At 68.9% G+C, this 18,996-nt stretch carries 18 protein-coding genes; 13 read left to right on the forward strand and 5 right to left on the reverse strand.

Features of this window, described 5'->3' with window-relative positions; genetic code table 11:
- Positions 1-33: 33 nt before the first annotated feature.
- From AOZ06_RS57690 to AOZ06_RS10735, 8 genes are all read left to right on the forward strand, one after another.
- A complete protein-coding gene (locus tag AOZ06_RS57690) occupies positions 34-1,125 on the forward strand; it encodes a DUF917 domain-containing protein (RefSeq protein WP_063810012.1) in 1,092 nt (363 codons plus the stop codon).
- Positions 1,122-2,567, forward strand: coding sequence for a hydantoinase/oxoprolinase N-terminal domain-containing protein (locus AOZ06_RS53715; RefSeq protein WP_083471618.1), 1,446 nt, complete (start codon positions 1,122-1,124; stop codon positions 2,565-2,567). The genes AOZ06_RS57690 and AOZ06_RS53715 overlap by 4 nt, the downstream gene beginning before the upstream one ends.
- On the forward strand, positions 2,564-3,904 hold the full coding sequence (locus tag AOZ06_RS10710) for a purine-cytosine permease family protein (protein WP_054289299.1): 1,341 nt from the start codon (positions 2,564-2,566) through the stop codon (positions 3,902-3,904). Before AOZ06_RS53715 ends, AOZ06_RS10710 begins: the two co-directional genes overlap by 4 nt.
- On the forward strand, positions 3,883-5,466 hold the full coding sequence (locus tag AOZ06_RS10715) for a hydantoinase/oxoprolinase N-terminal domain-containing protein (RefSeq protein WP_054289300.1): 1,584 nt from the start codon (positions 3,883-3,885) through the stop codon (positions 5,464-5,466). The genes AOZ06_RS10710 and AOZ06_RS10715 overlap by 22 nt, the downstream gene beginning before the upstream one ends.
- Positions 5,459-6,559, forward strand: coding sequence for a DUF917 domain-containing protein (locus tag AOZ06_RS10720; RefSeq protein WP_054289301.1), 1,101 nt, complete (start codon positions 5,459-5,461; stop codon positions 6,557-6,559). Before AOZ06_RS10715 ends, AOZ06_RS10720 begins: the two co-directional genes overlap by 8 nt.
- Positions 6,556-7,233 (forward strand): GGDEF domain-containing protein, encoded by a 678-nt coding sequence (locus tag AOZ06_RS10725; RefSeq protein ID WP_054289302.1) that lies wholly within the window; start codon positions 6,556-6,558, stop codon positions 7,231-7,233. Before AOZ06_RS10720 ends, AOZ06_RS10725 begins: the two co-directional genes overlap by 4 nt.
- Before the next feature lie 184 nt (positions 7,234-7,417).
- Positions 7,418-8,059, forward strand: a complete 642-nt coding sequence (locus AOZ06_RS10730; protein WP_054289303.1) for a DUF4360 domain-containing protein — start codon at positions 7,418-7,420, stop codon at positions 8,057-8,059.
- A gap of 148 nt (positions 8,060-8,207) precedes the next feature.
- Positions 8,208-9,260 carry an NAD(P)-binding domain-containing protein gene (locus AOZ06_RS10735; protein WP_054289304.1) on the forward strand — a complete coding sequence of 351 codons (1,053 nt, stop codon included), beginning with the start codon at positions 8,208-8,210 and terminating at the stop codon, positions 9,258-9,260.
- Here AOZ06_RS10735 and AOZ06_RS10740 read toward each other — a convergent pair.
- The 4 genes from AOZ06_RS10740 to AOZ06_RS10755 form a co-directional block, all read right to left on the reverse strand.
- Positions 9,257-9,796: a snapalysin family zinc-dependent metalloprotease gene (locus AOZ06_RS10740; protein WP_054289305.1), complete on the reverse strand. Its 540-nt coding sequence runs from the start codon at positions 9,794-9,796 to the stop codon at positions 9,257-9,259. The genes AOZ06_RS10735 and AOZ06_RS10740 overlap by 4 nt on opposite strands.
- A gap of 91 nt (positions 9,797-9,887) precedes the next feature.
- Complete coding sequence (locus AOZ06_RS10745; RefSeq protein ID WP_054289306.1) at positions 9,888-10,427, reverse strand: copper resistance CopC family protein; 540 nt, start codon at positions 10,425-10,427, stop codon at positions 9,888-9,890.
- Positions 10,428-10,533: 106 nt separating this feature from the next.
- Positions 10,534-11,907, reverse strand: a complete 1,374-nt coding sequence (locus AOZ06_RS10750; RefSeq protein WP_054289307.1) for a glutamate decarboxylase — start codon at positions 11,905-11,907, stop codon at positions 10,534-10,536.
- A gap of 21 nt (positions 11,908-11,928) precedes the next feature.
- Positions 11,929-12,468: an NADAR family protein gene (locus AOZ06_RS10755; protein WP_054289308.1), complete on the reverse strand. Its 540-nt coding sequence runs from the start codon at positions 12,466-12,468 to the stop codon at positions 11,929-11,931.
- A 62-nt stretch (positions 12,469-12,530) separates the two neighbouring features.
- Here AOZ06_RS10755 and AOZ06_RS10760 point away from each other — a divergent pair, with 62 nt between their 5' ends.
- Positions 12,531-13,328 carry a helix-turn-helix domain-containing protein gene (locus AOZ06_RS10760; protein WP_417999947.1) on the forward strand — a complete coding sequence of 266 codons (798 nt, stop codon included), beginning with the start codon at positions 12,531-12,533 and terminating at the stop codon, positions 13,326-13,328.
- Here AOZ06_RS10760 and AOZ06_RS10765 read toward each other — a convergent pair.
- Positions 13,306-14,379, reverse strand: coding sequence for a glycoside hydrolase family 76 protein (locus AOZ06_RS10765; RefSeq protein ID WP_054289309.1), 1,074 nt, complete (start codon positions 14,377-14,379; stop codon positions 13,306-13,308). The genes AOZ06_RS10760 and AOZ06_RS10765 overlap by 23 nt on opposite strands.
- Positions 14,380-14,515: 136 nt before the next feature.
- Here AOZ06_RS10765 and AOZ06_RS10770 point away from each other — a divergent pair, with 136 nt between their 5' ends.
- From AOZ06_RS10770 to AOZ06_RS10785, 4 genes are all read left to right on the forward strand, one after another.
- Positions 14,516-15,604: an S-(hydroxymethyl)mycothiol dehydrogenase gene (locus tag AOZ06_RS10770; RefSeq protein ID WP_054289310.1), complete on the forward strand. Its 1,089-nt coding sequence runs from the start codon at positions 14,516-14,518 to the stop codon at positions 15,602-15,604.
- A 36-nt stretch (positions 15,605-15,640) separates the two neighbouring features.
- The gene (locus tag AOZ06_RS10775) at positions 15,641-16,666 is read left to right on the forward strand and encodes a hypothetical protein (protein ID WP_054289311.1); all 1,026 of its coding nucleotides are present in this window, start codon (positions 15,641-15,643) and stop codon (positions 16,664-16,666) included.
- 148 nt (positions 16,667-16,814) lie between these two features.
- Entirely contained in the window at positions 16,815-17,261 is a 447-nt protein-coding gene (locus tag AOZ06_RS10780; RefSeq protein ID WP_157232962.1) for an SWIM zinc finger family protein, read from the forward strand.
- Between the two features lie 355 nt (positions 17,262-17,616).
- Positions 17,617-18,924 carry a flavin-containing monooxygenase gene (locus AOZ06_RS10785; RefSeq protein ID WP_054289313.1) on the forward strand — a complete coding sequence of 436 codons (1,308 nt, stop codon included), beginning with the start codon at positions 17,617-17,619 and terminating at the stop codon, positions 18,922-18,924.
- The last annotated feature ends 72 nt before the right edge of the window (positions 18,925-18,996 follow it).

Here is an 18,996-nt window from a genome sequence, read left to right on the forward strand (position 1 = left end):
TACTCAGAGTGGTTGTCTTACTACCATTCACTCGTGCGACTTAACGGGGGTTGCCTTGCCGACTTCGCCCGGGGCTGCGACGTGCTCGCGGCAGGCGGGGGCGGCTACGCGGCGGCGACCGTACCGATGACGCAGGTCGCATTGGACACGCAGGGTCCTGTCGACGTCGTCGATCTGGCTGATCTTCCCTCGGATGGCCTAGTCATGCCGTGCGCGTACCTCGGTTCCCCCGCCGTCTGGGTTGAGCGGATCGGCACAGGCCGCGAGAGCATCGCGATCCGCCGTCAGGTGGAACAGCACTTCGGTGCCGAAGTCGTAGCGATGATGTGCACCGAGATCGGCGGGAGCAACGGTCCCGCGTCGGTCGCGCTGGCGGCGAACGCGCGGCTGCCGCTGGCCGACGCCGACGGCATGGGCCGCGCCTTCCCCGGTATCGAGCAGGTCGCCATGCAGATCGCGGGCGTGCACCCGGGCCCGTCGGTGCTGGCCGACGACCACGACCACGTCGTGCTCGTCCAGGCCGACACGGGCGACTGGCTGGAACGCCTCGCCCGCAGCGCGGTGAAGGCGTTCGGGGACACCGGCGTGAGCGCCGAGTACGTGATGACGGTCGAGCAGGCCCGGGAGAGCGTGGTCGTCGGCTCGATCAGCCGTGCGCTCAGGATCGGCCGGGTGCTCGCCGGCTGCGCCGGAACGCCCGTGGTCACGGCGGTGCGGCGGCTGGCGGCCGAGTTCAGCGGGATCTGCCTGATGGAGGGCAAGGTCAACCTGGTCTCGCCGTTGCGGACCAACGCGGCGCCGAGGTTCGCGGCGAACCTGCGGTCGACGGCGTTGCTCGACGGCATCAACGGCGACGACGGCCGGTGCCTGCGGGTCGAGGTCGGCCACGAGTACCTCGCGATCCTCGAGGACGGCGAGGTCCGCGCGACCACACCCGACATCATCACCCTCTTCGACGTCTACAGCGGCGACGTCGTCAGCACCGACTCCCTGCGCTACGGGCAGCGCGTGGTCGTGCTCGCGCTGCCGTGTCCCGAGGTGTGGCTGCAGCCGGCCGGTCTCGAACTGGTCGGGCCCCGAGCGTTCGGGCTCGACCTCGACTACCACCCGTTGGCGGCGCCATGAGCTATCGCCTGGGGGTGGCTCTGCCGGGCAGCCGGTCGGCCGCCGCCGTCCTGGATCACGACGGACGCGTGGTCGTCGCGGTCGAACACGAGACCGAGACGGCCGAAAGCGTGCTCGACGCCGTGCTCGACGCGGCACGCCCGCACGGCATCACCGCGAGCAAGATCGACCACGTCGTGTTCGCGGTCACGGATCTGCGTGTGATGGACGCGCTGGCCGCGGCGACGGGGTACTGGCGTGGCTGGCCGGGACGGCTGGCGAAGGTCGCGGCGGTCCGGCTCGGCGCGGCGACCACGTCGGTGCCGCCGTTGACGTTGTGGCCACCGGAGATGCGTGACCGTGTCGTGGTCGCGTCCACGTGCCTGTCCGGCGGCGCGATGCTGGACGGCAGCGACTACGAACCCCTTGACATCGAAGGGTTGCTGGCGTTCGCACGGCAGATCTCCGGCACCGTCGGGGCAGTCGCGATCACCGGTGTGTTCTCGTCGGTCACGCCACGGCACGAACTCGCGGCGGCCGAGGTGATCCGCGAGGAGATGGGCGCGAGCGGGGCGATCCTGCTGTCCCACGAGTACGGCGGCCTCGGGCTGGTCGAACGGGAGAACGCCACGATCATGCAGGCCGCGCTCACCGCCCCGGTCGCCGAGGAGGCCGCGAAGCTGCTGACCGCGGTCAACCAGCGCGGTCTCAGCCGGGCGGAGGTGTTCCTCGCCCGCAGCGACGGGACGATCGCCACTCTCGACAACGCCGTGACGCACCCGTTGTCGTTGCTGGGCGCGACGGACGCGACATCCGTGGTCGGCGCCGCCTTGTTGTCGGACGAGCAGGACGCGCTCGTCGGTTTGACCAAAGTGGACGGAACGGTGCGCGCGGTGTGCGCGCTCACCGACGGCAGGCCGAGGATGACCGTCGGGCACACCAAGGTCACCGGTGTGCCGACCGGGCTGAGCATCCCCGCGCTGGTACCGATCCACGCGTCGGTCGAGGAAGCGATCGACCGCGCCAAGGACGCGCCCGGGGACCTGCCGTTGCTGCTCGTCGGACCGGGGGCGCGGACGTTCGTGCAGTCCCTGTCGCCGCGGATCGTCGGTACCGCACTGGCCGGGACCGTCCGTGTCGAGTCCCCTGTGGACGCTGAGGCCGCCGCTGCGGTCGGCGCGGCAGCGGCGCCCGTGGTGGGCGAGGCACGCCGGATCGTGCCGTTGAACAGCCCGCACCTCGACGAGATCCGGGCCGCTGTGCGTGAGGCCGCGCGGGCGTCGGCGATGCGTGCCGGCGCCGACCCGGCGAAGGTCGCGCTCGTGTGCGTCGAAGAGAAACCGTTGGCGTACTTGTCGGATCCGACCGTGATGATGCGCGTGCGCGCGGGCGGCCCGCCGCGAGCCGGCTGGATGTCCGGAAAAGCCAAAGCAGCCGTTCATGCCCGAGAGGACGCCCGGTGACGCCCCAAGACGACTACGCCCTGCGCCGGGTTCCCCCGGCGGCCAGGTACGGCTGGGGATGGGTGGCGGTCCAGCAGTTCGGCCAGATCTCCGACCTGATCACGTTCTCGACCGGTGTCCTGCTCGGCGCCGGACTGTCGTTCTGGGGCGCGTTCTGGGCGTTGACGCTCGGGTCGGTCGTGCTGGAACTGGTCGCCGTGTTCGTCGGGATCGCGGGCTGCCGCGAGGGACTGTCCACATCGGTGCTGACGCGGTGGACGGGGTTCGGCCGGTACGGCTCGGCGCTGCTCGGCCTGATCATCTCGATCAGCCTGGTCGGCTGGTTCGGCATCCAGAACGGCATCTTCGCGCTCGGCATGGCCACCGTGGCGCCGTGGCTGACCGCGTCGGTGTGGTCGCTGGTGACCGGCGTCGTGATCACCGTCTTCGTGATCTACGGGTTCCGCGCCATGCGGTGGGTCGGGATCGTCGCCGTGCCCGCGTTCCAGATCGTGATCGCCTACTCGGTGATCAAGGAGTTCAGCGGCGCGGACCTCGGGGGGCTGTTCGCCTCCGGCCCGCTCGGCGAGCCGATCACGATCGCGGCCGGCGCGACGCTGGTGGCCGGGTCGTACATGGCCGGCGCGGTGGTCATGCCGGACATGAACCGCTTCAACCGGTCACCGCGGGACGTGGTCAAGCAGAGCGTCCTGTCGATCACGTTGGGCCAGTACGTGATGGGCTTGATCGGCGTGCTGCTCGCGTACGCCCTCAAGGGTCAGGACGCGGTCGCGATCCTGACCGGCACGGCCGGTGTCGTCGGCGTGATCACCCTGGTCGCGGCGGTGGTGAAGATCAACGACTGGAACCTCTACAGCTCGTCGCTCGGGCTGGTCAACGCGGTCGACACGCTGTTCGGGGTCAAGGTCAACCGGGTGTGGGCGACGCTGGGCATCGGCGTCGCCGGAACTGTGCTGTCCGCGGTCGGGTTCCTCGACCGGTTCACCGACTTCCTCACGGTGCTGGGGGTTTCGCTGCCGCCGATCGCCGGGATCATCGTCGCCGAGTACTACCTCGTCCGCCGATGGCGCGGCGCGCTCGACGAGTCACGGCAACGCGGTGTGCTGCCGTCGACCGAACCGACGTTCGTCCCGGTGACGTTGGGGATCTGGGTGGTTTCGGCGGTCTTCGGCTGGTGGAGCGAGCGCGAGCAGCTCGGCATCGGCTCGGTGAACTCGTTGCTGCTGGCCGGGTTGCTGTACCTGGTCCTGGGCAAGCTCGGTCTGGTCAGGGAAACCGGCGAGGCGCCGGTTGGCGAGGCGCGGAAGGAGGAGTCGTGCGAATCGGTATCGACGTAGGCGGCACCAACACCGACGCGGTCCTGCTGTCCGCTGACAACCGCCTGCTGGCGTCGGTCAAGACACCGACCACGCCGGACGTCACCGGCGGCGTCGCCTGGGCTGTCACGGATCTGCTCGCCGCCGCGGCCGCGTCCGGTGTGCTCGAACGGATCGGGGACCTGTCCGCGGTCATGGTCGGCACCACGCACTTCACCAACGCGATCGTGCAACGCCGTGGCATCACGCCGACCGCGGTGGTCCGGCTGGCGCTGCCCGCGACCAGTGCGTTGCCGCCGTTGACCGGGTGGCCGCCGGTGCTGCGCGCGGCGATCGGCCGTGAGCACTACCTGGTGCACGGCGGATACGAGTACGACGGCTCCGAGATCGCCCCGCTGGATCCCGGCGAGCTCAAGCGCGTCGCCGCGGACATCGCCGGGCGCGGTTTGCGGTCGGTGGCCGTCTCGTCGGTGTTCGCGCCGGTCAACAGCGAGATGGAGGTGCGGGCGGCGGAGATCCTGCGTGCCGAGGTGCCGGACCTGGCGGTGTCGTGCTCCCACGAGTTCGGCCGGGTCGGCCTGCTGGAGCGGGAGAACGCCACAGTGCTGAACGCGGCGCTGATCGAGCTCGCCGGGCAGATCGCCGACGCGCTGACAGCGGCGCTGCGCGGGGCCGGGATCACGGCTCCGTTGCTGCTCAGCCAGAACGACGGGACCGTGATGGACGTCGAGTACGCCCGCCGGTTCCCGGTCGCGACCTTCGCGTCGGGGCCGACGAACTCGATGCGGGGCGCGGCGTTCCTGGCCGGGCTCAGTGACTGCGCAGTGGTCGACGTGGGTGGGACCACTGCCGACATCGGGATCGTCGCCGCCGGTTTCCCCAGGGAAGCGGGTGCGGTCACTGAGCTCGCCGGGGTGCGCACCAGCTTCCGGATGCCGGACCTGGTCTCGCTCGGCATCGGCGGCGGGACGTCGGTGCGCGGGGACGAGTTCGGCCCGGACAGCGTCGGTTACGAGCTCACCGAGCGCGGCCTCGCCTTCGGCGGCGACGACTTGACGCTGACCGACCTCGCGGTCGCCGCGGGCCTGATCGACCTCGGCGACCCGGCCCTCGTGTCGCATTTGGACAAGGACCACGTCAACCGCGTGCTCGCGGTGGTCGGTGAGCGGATCGCCGACGCCGTCGACCGGATGCGCACGTCGTCGCAGCCGTTGCCGGTCCTCGCCGTCGGCGGCGGCAGCGTGCTCGTCCCGGAGGTGCTCCCGGGCGTGGACGGCGTCGGGGAGATCGTCCGGCCGGAGAACTTCGCGGTGGCCAACGCCGTCGGCGCGGCGATCGCGGAGGTCGGCGGCGAGGTCGACCGGGTCGTGCGCGTCGGCGCGGGCAGCCGGGACTCGGTGCTGGCGGACGTGAAACTCGAAGCGGCCGAACGAGCCAGGGCGGCCGGGGCGTTGCCGGACAGCATCCGTGTCGTCGACGTCGAGGAAGTGCCGCTGGCGTACGTGCCGGGCGGAGCGGTCAGGGTACGGGTCAAGGCGATCGGGCAACTGGACGTCGCCAGGCTGGGAGCGGGCGATGCGTGAGATCCTGCTGTCCGATGTGGACGACATCGCCCGCGGTGCGGCGATCCTCGGCGCCGGTGGCGGCGGCGACCCGTACATCGGCAAGCTGCTGGCCGAGGTGGCGATCGAGCGGCACGGACCGGTGCCCTCGGTGGACATCGACGAGGTGCCGCCGGACGCGGTCGTGGTACCCGTCTCCACGATGGGCGCGCCGACCGTCGGCACGGAGAAGCTCCCGTCCGGCCATGAGGCGACTGCCGCGCTGCGCGCACTGGAACGGGTGATGGGCAAGCAGGCCACGCACCTCGTGCCGATCGAGATCGGCGGCGTGAACTCGGTCATCCCGATCGCGGCCGCCGCCGAGACCGGCCTGCCGCTGGTCGACGGCGACGCGATGGGGCGAGCGTTCCCCGAGGCGCACATGGTGCTGCCGTCGCTGATCGGCGTGAGCTGCACGCCGATGGTCATCGTGGACGACAAGGGCAACACGACAGTGCTCGACACGGTCGACAACCGGTGGGCCGAGCGCCTGGCCCGGTCGGTGTGCATCGAGGCCGGCTGCTCGGTCTTCACCGCCGACACTGTGCTGACCGGCGAGCAGCTGCGTGCGGGACTCGTGGCCGGGACGATGACGCTGGCGCACCGGCTCGGCAGGGCCGTGCGGCTCTCGCCCGAGCCGGTCGCGACAGCGTCCGCGCTGCTCGACGGGCACCTGCTGATCACGGGCAAGGTCGTCGACGTGGACCGGGCGACCACCGGCGGGTTCGCCCGCGGCCACGCGCGGGTCGAGGGGATCGGTGGCCACCGCGGTTCGCGGCTGACCCTGTCGTTCCAGAACGAGCACCTCGTCGCCGAACGCGACGGCGAGGTCGTGACCAGCACACCGGACCTGATCTGCGTGCTGGACAACGAGACTGGACAACCGGTGACCACCGAGGGGCTGCGGTACGGCAACCGGGTCGCCGTCCTCGGCGTCCCGTGTGACAGCCGGTGGACGACTCGCGAGGGGCTGCGGCTCACCGGGCCGCGGGCGTTCGGCTACGACCACGACTACCGGCCGATCACGGCCGTGCCGAACTCATTGGGGTCGAAGTCCTTGGGGGACAAGAGATGACCACTGCGTCGAGTGCCTGGCAGTCCGCACACCTGATCCGGCCGCCGATCTCCCCGCCGATGGCACTGCCCAGCCGGGACGACGAGCACGTGGCCGTGCCCGAGCGGTGCGGCACCTGCGGTCAGCCGATCGGGTACTGGGCGATCGACCGGCTCACCGGGCTGCTGGACCGCTGGGGCTGGGACACGTACGCGCCACGAACGCTGCGGGACGCGCACGAGCAGCGCCAGCCGCTGGCGTTGCTGCTGCTGGACCTCGACCACTTCAAGGACATCAACGACCGCTACGGCCACGTGGCAGGCGACATGGTCCTGCACGCGGTGGCTGAGGTGCTGCGCGAGGCCTGCCGTGAGAACGACGTCCTGGGCCGCTACGGCGGGCACGGCGGCGACGAGTTCCTCGTCCTGCTGCCGATGACCAACCGGGACAGGGCGTTGTCGGTGGCCTCTCGCGTGCTGGACGGCGTGCGGGCGCTGCGGATCAGCGTCCCCGACGTGGACCGCGGCGTGCGCACGACACTGACCGGGCTGAGCGTGTCGATCGGCGTCGCGCTCTATGTCCCGGCCCGCGGAATGGAACCGGTATTGACCGATCTGGTCCTCGAAGCGGACGCCGCCCTGCTTGTCGCCAAGAGGGAAGGACGCGACACCGTGCGGATCGGAAGGCGCCGTTAATTACCCGGCAGAAGGCGTGTCGTTGGTAGGACTTTTCCGTACCTCCGGCCGTCCTATCATCCTTTCCCAGTTCTTTTCGTTGACAGGTGATGCCTTACTCCGTTCAGCGGGTTTTGAGCTGTGATGACCGCGATACGGTAGGTCACCGCTCGCGAGTCGCGTGTGTCGCATTTGGAGGTATCTGATGCTTCATATGTTGGCCGCTGCCGGCGTTGCTTTATCCATCGTCGGACAACCAGTTCAAGCGGCCGGGTGGCCTTCCACACCGCCGCCCGACAAGATTATCATCGATGTTGCGACCGTGAATGGCTCTGGATGCCGTCCGGGAACGGCGGCCGTGGCCGTGTCCGAGGACAACGAGGCCTTCACGGTGACGTACAGCGAGTTCTTGGCGCAAGTGGGCGTCGGTGCCCAGCCAACCGACTTCCGCAAGAACTGCCAGATCAGCCTGAAGGTGCACGTCCCGCAGGGCTTCACCTACGCGGTGGCCCAGGCGGACTACCGTGGTTTCGCCCACCTTGAGCGCGGGGCCAACGGCCTCGAGCGGGCGAACTACTATTTCCAGGGAATGTCGCCGACGTCGTTCGTGAACCACCCCCTCAACGGGGCCATGAGTGACGACTGGCAGTTCACCGACAAAACCGACATCGCCGCGCTGGTTTACCACCCGTGTGGCGAGCAACGCAACTTCAACATCAACACCGAGTTGCGGGTGAATGCTGGAACGTCCGACCCGAAGAAGACGACCAGTTTCATCGCGATGGACTCGACGGACGGAAGCATTAATACCACCTACCATTTCCACTGGAAGACCTGCCCTCGTTAGTAAGAATTAGCACCGATCTCGCGGCGGCGTGGTGAGCCGAACGTGGTTTTTCCGGAGCCCTCGTCCGTGAAAACCACGTTCGGTCCAGTGACGTACGGCTCACCTCCGGCCAGGAAGAAACCGGCGGACGCCCGGTGTTGGAACCCACATGCGGGAAACCGGTGTTGTGGTCATCGGAGCCGGGCAGGCGGGCCTGTCGACGGGCCACCACCTGCGCCGCTACGGGATCGACGACCTCGTCATGCTCGACTCCGGCGACGGGGCCGGGGGAGCGTGGCGGCACCGCTGGCCCTCACTGCGGCTGGGCAAGGTGAACGGCATCTACCCGTTGCCGGGTTTCCCACCGGTCGACGCGGACGCGGATCTGCCGGCGTCCGAGGTGGTCAGCGAGTACTACGCCTCCTATGAACGGGCCAACGGCCTGCACGTGCTGCGGCCGGTCGAAGTCACTTCGGTCGAGTACGGCCACGACGACAGGCTGCTTGTCTCCGCCGGAACTGACCAGTGGACCGCGCGGGCGGTCGTGAACGCCACAGGCACGTGGACGAGGCCGTTCTGGCCCTACTACCCGGGAATGGCGTCGTTCCGCGGCCGTCAGCTGCACACCGCGGACTTCCGGGACGTCGAGGAGTTCCGGGGCAAGAACGTGATCGTGGTGGGGGCGGGGTCCTCGGCCACCGGGCTGCTGCTGGAGCTGTCCGAACTGGCCTGCGTCACCTGGATCACCCGCCACGAGCCGGTGTTCCGCGACGAGGAGTTCACCGAGGACGTCGGCCGCGCGGCCGTGGCCGAAGTGGACGAACGGGTGCGGGCCGGGCTGCCGCCGCTGAGCGTGGTGAGCGTGACCGGGTTGTGGGCGCCGCCCGATGTCCGGGCCAGGCTGGAAAGCCTGCCGTGGCGGCCGATCTTCCACGAGGTCACGCCGGACGGGGTGCGGTGGCGCGACGGGAGCACGCTGGACGCCGACGTGATCCTGTGGGCGACGGGCTTCCGTGCGGCGCTGGACCACTTGGCACCGCTGGGATTGCGAGCACCGGGCGGCGGGATCGTGATGGACGGCACCAGAGTCGCCGCCGAGCCTCGGCTGCACCTGGTGGGATACGGACCTTCGGCCAGCACGGTCGGCGCGAACCGTGCTGGCCGAGCGGCCGCGCGTGAGATCCACGCGCTGCTCAACTCTTCGGAACTGGCTGCTGTCTAACGGTTGGCCGTGTCGTACACGTCCGACCTGCCGACCGTGGTGGCGACACGGCCCGCGAACAGCTGGTTCACCCGAGCTGCCTCTTGTGCGTTCGGATACGGGTTGGTGCACGACGTTCCGGCGCTGCCACCGGACATCAGGTACGAGCAGACACCGTTGTAGTTGTCGGGCAGCCCAAGTCCATGCCCGATCTCATGGGTCACGATGCGCAGTGCGTTGTGACCCCTGGCGATGTCCTGCGAGTCGATGTAGATCGTCGCGCAGCCAAGCCCGCACGGATACGCTCGCGATCCTCCACCCGAGGTGCCGAGGATCCGGATGGTCGCGTTTCCGCCGCGGACCAGCCGGACGTTGGGCGAACGCGAACTCCAGATCTGCGCGGCCTGGTCGGCCTGACCGGAGTACGCCGAAGCGCTGTAGTACACCGTCCTGGCGAGGACGTTGGCTTCCGCCGACGCGGACGTGGCGGTGGCCGTCAACGCTCCGGTTGCGGCCACCGCCACGGCCACCGTGGCGGCGAACTTTCGCAGGGACACTCGGATCTCCTTGCGGTGCAGGGTGCAGGGATCTCCTGAGCATAAGGACCTATGCGTGATCGGCCATATCCACGACGGTCATAAGGACCGCTTATCGCCGCCTGCGTGCCCCCGCCACGACCGCGCCGGCGAGCAGCACGAGGACGATCGACCCGCCGATGACGAAGAACCACATCACACCGAACCCGGCGTCCACGTCGGACAGATTGTCACCGTCGTCCTGCTGAGCCGCCACCAGCGGCTGTTCCTCTTGGGTGGCAACGGGTTGGCCGAACGACCTGGTGATGTCGAAGACGAGGTCGCCGGTCACCAGGTGCCCGTCCTGGCCGGTGACGCGGTAGTTGATCGTGTATTTGCCCTTCGGTCCGTACGGCGCGTCGGCGGGAACCGTGACGGCCTTGCCGTCCATGGTCGGTTTGCCCATCGACCACTGCGTGCCGTTCGGGTCGGTGACGGTGATCGTGGGCGCCGCCTTGAGCTGCTCGTCGAACGTCAGCCGGATGCTGGCCGGTGGCTCGTCCAGCGCCTGGCCGGGTTCGGGGTCACTGGCCAGCAGCCGCACGTGCGCCGACGCCGGTGCGGCCGTGGCCAGTAACAGCGCTACGACGAGAAGCAGAGTCCGCAGGGTCATAGCTGCCCATCATCAGCCAGGGAGATATCGATTCAGTCACACATGACAGCGGTGCCGGGCCGGCCAACCTGAGCGCGACAGGTTCGGTTGTTGCCGGGCTGTCGGCTCACGTGCCGTGCGCGAAAGCCGACGGCCCCGGTTTCGGGTGATCGAGCGTGGCGAGCGCGGGCAGCACCTGTTTCAGGTCGGCCAGCAGCGCGTCGGCCAAGTCGGGGCTGAAACCGTTGCGCACCACGATCCGCAGCGCAGCCAGATCAGTGCGGTTGGCGGGGAAGGTGTACGCGGGCACCTGCCAGCCGCGAGCGCGCAGCGCGGTGGACACGTTGAACACCGAGAACGGCTGGCCCTCGGCGACCGTGAACGCGAAAACCGGCAACTCGTCGCCCTTGGTGAGCAGCGTTAACGGGCCCAGTTCGGCGATCCGCGCCGCGAGCGAGGTGGCCACGTCCCGGCAGGCCTGCTGCACGCGCCGGTATCCGTCGAACCCCAGCCGCAGGAAGTTGTAGTACTGCGTGACGACCTGGGATCCGGGCCGGGAGAAGTTCAGCGCGAACGTCGGCATCGTGCCGCCGAGATAGTTCACCCGGAAAACCAAGTCCTCGGGCAGGGCCTGCGTGTCACGCCACACCACCCAGCCGACACCCGGGTACACCAGTCCGTACTTGTGGCCGGACGTGTTGATCGACGCGACGCGCGGCAGCCGGAAGTCCCACCGCAGATCCGGATCGCAGAACGGCGCGATCATCGCGCCGGACGCGCCGTCCACGTGCACCGGGATGTCCAGCCCGGTGCCGGCCTGCACCTCGTCGAGCGCCCGGCAGATCTCCTCGACCGGCTCGTAGCTGCCGTCGAATGTGGACCCGAGGACGGCCACGACACCGATGGTGTTCTCGTCGCACAGCTTGACGGCCTCTTCGGCGGACAGGTGGAACCGGTCGCCGTCCATCGGCACGAGCCGGGCGTCGACGTCCCAGTAGTTGGCGAACTTCTCCCAGCACACCTGGACGTTGACGCCCATCACGATGTTCGGCCTGCCCGGCCCGCCGCGATTTCGCCAGCGCCGTTTCAACGCGAGCCCGGCGAGCATGCAGGCCTCGCTGGAACCGGTGGTCGAGCAGCCGGGGGCGTCGGTGACGCTCGGCGCGTGCCACAGCCCGGCGAGCATCCGCACACAGCGCGCCTCCAGCTCGGCCGTGCGCGGGTACTCGTCCTTGTCGATCATGTTCTTGTCGAAGCACTCGGCCATCAGCTTCTCGGCCGTCGGCTCCATCCACGTGGTCACGAACGTCGCCAGGTTGAGCCGGGCGTTGCCGTCCAGCATCAGCTCGTCGTGCACGACCTGGTAGGCCAGGTCCGGGTCGAGGCCACCGGCAGGCAGCTCGTTCTTCGGGATGTGCGTCGGCACCCTGGCGTACAAGGGGTTGACCGATACCTCGGACGGGCCCGGTTCGGGCCCACGGGACGGGTGTGCCAGCGCCATGAGCCCACGCTAAGGGCTTGGTCAGGCCAGCGCAGCCCGTGCGTCCATCAGCGCGAACCCGAGCAGGTTCTGCCCGCGCCACTGGCTCGGGTGCTGGGCCCGCGGGTTGTCCTTGCCCAGCCCGATGCCCCAGACCACGTCCCTCGGCGCGGCTTCGACGAGGACCTTCTCACCCGTGCCGACCAGGAACTCGGTCATGGCCCGCTCGTGGGAGAACTTCGCCACGCTGCCCCGCACGACGATGTCGTACCGGTTGGCGGCCCACGTGTCCTGGTTGAAGTCCCGCACCGCGCGGCCGAGCTTCTTCGCGTCCGCCGGGGTGCCGGCGGCGAGGATGCGGGCCAGCATCTCCTCGTCGCCGAACAGGCGGGCCTTCTCGGCCATCATGAAGTGCTCGGCGCTGCGGTACACGACACCGTCCGCGCTGAAATCGGCCACCCACCACTGGCTGAGCAGCCACCTGCCGACCCGGTGGCCAGGCGTGGGCGTGTGCCCCCAGAAGAAGAGGAACTCCGGCTGGTGGCCGTCGGCCATCCGTTTGGTCAACTCTGCTCTGTCCACGCCGGGAGGCTAGCCATTACCTCCGACAGAATCGCGCGAATTCCCCCCTACCCCGTAGCGTCGTGGCCGTGACCTTGACGCAACGACCCGTCGGTGAGCTGCTCAGGCAGTGGCGTGAGCAGCGCAGGCTCAGCCAGCTCGCGCTCTCGCTCCAGGCGGACATCTCCACCCGGCACCTGAGCTTCATGGAGACCGGGCGGTCGTCGCCGAGCCGCGACATGGTGCTGCGGCTGGCCGAGGAGCTGGAGGTGCCGTTGCGCGACCGCAACCGGCTGCTGCTGGCCGCCGGGTACGCGCCCGTGTACGGCGAGACCTCGCTGGACGCGCCGGAGATGGCCGCGGTCAAGTCCGCTGTCCGGCGCATCCTGGCCGGGCACGAGCCGTACCCGGCGTGTGTGGTCGACCGGCAGTGGAACCTGGTCGACAGCAACGCCGCGATCCAGCTGTTGCTGACCGGCGTGGCGCCGGAGCTGCTGGCACCGCCGGTGAACGTGCTGCGCCTGAGCCTGCACCCGCAGGGGATGGCACCGCGGATCCGCAACCTGGGGGAGTGGCGTGCCCACCTGCTCGGCCGGCTGCGCCGCGAGATCACGGTGACCGCCGACGAGGGACTGAGCAGGCTCCACCAGGAACTGGTGGCGTATCCGTGCGACGACCCGGAGACGCACCCGGAGGACGATGTGGTGGTGCCGTTGCGCATCGCGCACAACGGCACCGAGTTGGCCTTCCTGAGCATCGTCGCGACGTTCGGCACGCCCGCTGACATCACCGTGGCGGAGTTGTCCATCGAGTCGTTCTACCCGGCCGACGACGCCACGGCCCGAGCGCTCGTCGCGTTCAAAGACGAGCAGCGGCGTTGAGCGCGTCCTGTGCCGAGCTTTGCCGTGCCGCGTCGGCGGCGTCCAACGGTCCGGTCCACTTCAGCCCGAGCTGGTCGGCGGCGTCGCGGTTGTTGTGCCAGATGGACTTCGCGTTGAGGCGGATGAAGTCCGCGTAGTGCCACCGCGGTGACTCGTGGTGCAAGTAGGACAGGTTGCGCATGAAGATCCCCTTGAACTGGGGGCCGTCCGCGCCGCAGCCGTTGTCCCATTCGCACGGCTCACGCAGGATTCCGTTGGGGTAGATGACAGTGCGGGTCGCCGCCGTGGCGATCCGGTGCGCTGTGTCCAGGTGGCGGCGGTCGTGTGTGATGTCGGCGAGGTCGGTCAGCGCACCGAGGACCACGCCCTGGTTGTAGGTCCACGTCGGCCGCCCGTTGTTGGCACAGTTGGCATCCAGGCCGTCGTTGACCAGGTTCGACGAGTTGATCATGCCGCTGGCCGCGAACCACGCCCAGCCGCGCTCGGCCCACTGCCGGTAGTGCCGTGCCTCCGTGCCCCTGGTGCGCTGGGTGAGCCGGGCGGCGATGCTGATGAACAGCTCGTTCGGGATGGCGTTCTTGTAGGTCTTCTCCTTGTTCCACCAGATCCCGCCGCCGCAGACGGTGTCCCAGCCCGCGGCCATGTCGGCGAACAGGCTCTTGGCGACCCCCAGGTAGCGCTGGTCCCTGGTCAGGTCGTAGGCGTTGATCCAGGTCAGCGCCCACCAGCCTTCGTCGTCGTAGTAGTGGTTGTGGAAGCCGCCGGGACCGAACTTCGCGTACGTGGTCGCGGCGTGCTCCGGTCCGGTTCGCGTGCGGTGCAGGCGGGACAGGTCGATCTCGGCGTTCAGCGCGTTGGCCGCGTTCCACCAGTTCGTCGTGTCGTAGACGCCGGTTCGCGGGTTGTACCACCGGGCCAGGACGGCGCCGCTGGCACGTGCCCACTGCTGTGCCGGCTCAGGTGACTGCTCTGTTCGGCTGGTTTCGGCGTTCGAGGTGCCCGGTAAGAGGATCAGGCTTGCGACGATCAGTGGCAGTACGAATCTGATCACGCGATCGAGTGAAGCATTCCCGCACTATCGGGGGAATACGCCAAAGGATGGCAGTCCCCGGACGAGGGGCTCGACAGGCGGGGTGGGAACAAGGTCTACTCGGTGATCGCACGCGCAACGAGGCGGGAGGTCAGCTGTGGCAGCAGAGGTCCGTGGGGTCGTCGCACGAGCCAAGGGCGAACCGGTCGAGGTGACGACGATCATCGTGCCCGATCCGGGGCCGGGTGAGGCCGTGGTGAAGGTGCGGACCTGCGGTGTCTGCCACACGGACCTGCACTACCGCGAAGGCGGCATCAACGACGAGTTCCCGTTCCTGCTCGGCCACGAGGCCGCGGGGGTGGTCGAGTCCGTCGGCGACGGCGTGACGGACCTGGAGCCCGGCGACTTCGTCGTGCTCAACTGGCGCGCGGTGTGCGGCGACTGCCGCGCCTGCAAGCGCGGCAGGCCCTGGTACTGCTTCAACACGCACAACGCCAAGCAGAAGATGACGCTGGCCGACGGCACCGAACTGTCGCCCGCGCTGGGCATCGGCGCGTTCGCGGAGAAGACCCTCGTGCACTCGGGCCAATGCACCAAAGTGGACCCGTCGGCCCGCGCGGCCGCCGTCGGCCTGCTCGGCTGCGGTGTGATGGCGGGAATCGGCGCGGCGATCAACACGGGCAACGTCGGCCGCGGTGACTCGGTCGCGATCATCGGCTGCGGTGGCGTCGGCAGCGGCGCGGTGGCCGGTGCCCGGCTCGCGGGCGCGGCCAAGATCATCGCGGTGGACGTCGACCCGCGCAAACTCGAGTGGGCGCAGGGCTTCGGCGCGACCCACTCGGTCAACGCCCGCGAGGTCGGCGACGTGGTCACCGCGATCCAGGACCTGACCGGCGGCTTCGGCGCGGACGTCGTGATCGACGCGGTCGGCCGCCCGGAGACGTGGCGGCAGGCCTTCTACGCCCGTGACCTCGCCGGGACCGTGGTGCTGGTCGGCGTGCCGACACCGGACATGGCGCTGGAGATGCCGCTGATCGACTTCTTCAGCCGCGGCGGCTCGCTGAAGTCGAGCTGGTACGGCGACTGCCTGCCCAGCCGTGACTTCCCGATGCTGGTCGACCTCTACCGGCAGGGCAGGCTCGACCTGGACGCGTTCGTCACCGAGGAGATCCCGCTCGACGGCGTCGAAGGCGCGTTCCACAAGATGCACACCGGTGACGTGCTGCGCTCGGTGGTCGTCTTCTGATTCAGAAATGGTTGCGGTACGGGTAAAGTAAGGCGAATGGGGTTATTCGGCCGCAAGCGGTCCGGGCTGCCGCAGCGCGAAGTCGTCCAAGGGCACACCTACGAGGACGCGGGACTGGACGCGGCGGCGCGGTCCGCGGCTGACGGGCACATCGACCCGGCGCTGGCCGCTTTGGCCGAGTGCCGCGGCAAACCGGAAGTCCGCGCGCTGCGCGTGCGGGTGCTGGCCGAGAAGCTCCTCGGCCGTGCGGAAGCCCTGCAGCGAACCGCGCTGGAGACCGGCAACCCGGACGCGTGGCTGCTCGCCGGGTCCACCTTCATCGAGGAGGCGTGGGCCATCCGCGGCCACGGCTGGGCCAGTTCGGTCGGCCAGGACCGGTTCCGGATGTTCTTCGCCACGCTGCGCAAGGCGATCGGCCCGCTCAACCAAGCAGCCGAGAGTCTGCCGAAGGACGCCGTGCCGTGGGCGCAGACCCAACGCGCCGCCCTCGGCCTGCAGGCCGGCCGGGACGAGACGGACGCGATCTGGCGTGAGATCGCGGCCCGCAGCCAGACGCTGTACCCGGCGTACTACACCAGGCTGCAGATCCTGGCGAAGAAGTGGGGCGGCTCGCACGAGGAGATGCTCGCGTTCGCGCGGCTGAGCGCGGACGCCGCGCCGCAGGGCGACCCGCTCGCCGCGATGGTCCCGATCGCGCACTTCGAGGTCCTGCTCGCCGACCAGAACGAGCTGATCGGCAACAAGCACACGATCAAGGCGGCGATGCTGCCCAACACCTACTTCTCGAAGGTCCGTACCGAGATCGACGCGGCCGCGGACAAGTGGATGGTCGCCATCCCGCGGGCGCACCCGCGTGCGTTGGAGGCACACAACGCCTTCGCTGCCGCGTACGTCCTGGCCGTGGAGCCGGTACGGGCCCGCACCCACCTGGTCGCGATGCGTGACCACCTGCACGACCTGCCGTGGAACTACTTCATCGATCACGACAAGCTGCGCGAGGAGTACCTCAAGGTGTACGGCAAGTTCGTGGCCAAGGCGCAGAAGCCCGCGGCGCTGTACTGACCGCGTGTCACCTGATGCGCGGGATGAGCTCGTTGCTCAGCCGTGGCCACGCTTGTACACGATCATGACACGGTTGGAAAACCGCTGTTCAGGCTCTTGTGAGCAAAACGTGCTCACAGGGGGTTGCCATGTGGTGTTGGATTACCCGGTGGCTGTAAGACTTGACGCCGACACGGTGTCCTCATTGGTGGGGCCGGATCTCGCCAGGATCGGTCGCGAACACTTAGACCAGGGCCGGGTCTTCGAACTCGGCGAGGACGACGGTGGTGTGGTCGCGACTGTGCTGGACTCCGGCCGCAGGGAATACGACGTATGGGTCGGCGTGGTCAACGGCCAGCTGACCGGCGAATGCGACTGCAAGCAGGCGGAAGCCTCGCTGTGCGGGCACGCCGTGGCGGTGACGCTGGCGGCGCTGGAGGACGGCATCCCGTTCACGTCGGTGACCGAGCAGGACGATGACGACGAGGACCGGTTCGCCGAACTGGCCGCGGGCCTGACCTTCGACCAGCTGGTCGACCTGGTCGCCCGGCAGGCGGTGGCCGACCCGGACTTCGCCGACGAACTCATCGCGTTGACCGAGGACGACGAGGACTAGGTCCCGCGAGTGCCGGGCTTTCCCGGCACGAGGGCGATTCACCGGCCCGCCTTGGTCCATTGTGGACGTTTTGGTCATTGTGCGCGCTCGCCTGGAACGCCGACCGGGGCCAGTCAAAGTTAGGTTAGGCTAACCTTGACTGGCGGGTGGCGGCCGGTCTACCGTGGATCTCGTTCGACGCGAGGATGAGAGGCGATGGGGTGGCCATCTCCGCGGCACCGTGATCCGTGCCACGGGGAAACGTGTCCAGCTGAAGAACATCCACCACATTCGGGCGCGTTCACGCCCACCCCGCGACGGCCTGCCTTCATCCCCGTGGTGACGAATCGACCTTACGGCGGAAAGGTTCTGTCCAGTGAGCGTTGAATACTGCGAAACCGTCGTGATCGGCGCCGGGCAACAAGGGTGCGGGACGGCGGGCGCCCTGCGGGAGATCGGCCGCGAGTCGATCGTCCTCGAACGAGGCGAAATCGGTCAGGCGTGGGCGTATGAGCGGTGGGACAGCCTGCTCATCGGCACCGGGCGGCGATCGATCCGGTTTCCCGGATGGTCCTACGACGGCGACGATCCCGACGGATTGATGTCCGGTCCTGAACTGGCCCACCACATGCGCCGTTACGTTGCGGAAAAGGAAATCCGGGTGCGCAGGCACACGCCGGTGCGTTCCGTCGAATGCCTTCCCGGCGCCGGCGACGTGCGGTTCAGGACTCACCTGGCCGCCGGTGGCGCCATCGAGTCCCGCAACCTGGTCGCGGCCCTGGGCGGCTACGCCAAGCCCCGGGTGCCGGGCCTGGCCGCCGACATCGATCCGGCTGTCGCGCAAACGCATTCGAGTGGTTACCGAAATCCCCGGTCGCTACCGGACGGTGCCGTTCTCGTCGTGGGAACGGGAATCAGCGGGCAGCAGATCGCCGACGAACTCGTCGACGCCGGGCGGAAGGTCTACCTGTCCGTCGGTCGCCACCGCGTCTACCCGCGCCGCTACCGCGGCCGCGGAATCCATGAATGGATGTACATCTTCTCATTGTACGAGGACTTCGTCACCCACGAAACCGCCGGCGGCGATCGGCGGGCGTTGTTCGGCTTGCCGGTGATGGCCACGAGAGACGGGTGTGACGACCTCAATCTCGGCACACTCGCCGCGAAGGGAGTCGTTCTCGTCGGTACCGCCCGTGGGGCGCAAGGCAATGTGCTGACCCTTGAGGACAATGTTGTCGCGGTGGCGGAGGAATCCGCGCAGTCGGCGCGGCGGGTGACGGACAAGATCGACGCCGGTCTCCGCAGGCGGGGCTTCGTGGCGACCGAGCCGGAACGAGTACCGGTCGTCGACTTGAGCAACGTCTCGGACTTCGGGGAACGACTCGATCTCGCCGCGCACGGCGTCACGTCGATCGTCTGGTGCACCGGGTTCGGCCCGGACTACCGGATACTTCCGGAGCGCGTGCTCGACGAGCGCGGCGCGCCGATCCAGCAGAAGGGCATCCTCGGTGCCGTTCCCGGCCTGTACTACGCCGGGCTGCCGGACGGGAACTCGCTCGCTCCCGGCGCCATCTCGGCGAACGTCACCAACGGGCGGTTCATCGCACGCCACATCCACATCGACCACATGATGCGGACCGGGTGCGCGGGATCGATCACGCCGCCCGAACCCGCGTCGTGGTGAGGTGCTCTATCGGGTGAACATCGCGTGGTGGCCCGCGATTCTGCGGCACAAGGCGGTCGCGGCGCGATAGGA

It is taken from the genome of Kibdelosporangium phytohabitans (assembly GCF_001302585.1).
GTDB classification, from domain to species: Bacteria; Actinomycetota; Actinomycetes; order Mycobacteriales; family Pseudonocardiaceae; genus Kibdelosporangium; species Kibdelosporangium phytohabitans.

Bases quoted from the DNA above. Each gene is read 5' to 3' on its own strand.
- AOZ06_RS10775 (WP_054289311.1), top strand. From the start codon at position 15,641: ATGGGGTTATTCGGCCGCAAGCGGTCCGGGCTGCCGCAGCGCGAAGTC.
- AOZ06_RS10735 (WP_054289304.1), top strand. From the start codon at position 8,208: ATGCGGGAAACCGGTGTTGTGGTCATCGGAGCCGGGCAGGCGGGCCTG.
- AOZ06_RS10720 (WP_054289301.1), top strand. From the start codon at position 5,459: ATGCGTGAGATCCTGCTGTCCGATGTGGACGACATCGCCCGCGGTGCG.
- AOZ06_RS10750 (WP_054289307.1), bottom strand. From the start codon at position 11,907: ATGGCGCTGGCACACCCGTCCCGTGGGCCCGAACCGGGCCCGTCCGAG.
- AOZ06_RS10745 (WP_054289306.1), bottom strand. From the start codon at position 10,427: ATGACCCTGCGGACTCTGCTTCTCGTCGTAGCGCTGTTACTGGCCACG.
- AOZ06_RS53715 (WP_083471618.1), top strand. From the start codon at position 1,122: ATGAGCTATCGCCTGGGGGTGGCTCTGCCGGGCAGCCGGTCGGCCGCC.
- AOZ06_RS10725 (WP_054289302.1), top strand. From the start codon at position 6,556: ATGACCACTGCGTCGAGTGCCTGGCAGTCCGCACACCTGATCCGGCCG.
- AOZ06_RS10730 (WP_054289303.1), top strand. From the start codon at position 7,418: ATGCTTCATATGTTGGCCGCTGCCGGCGTTGCTTTATCCATCGTCGGA.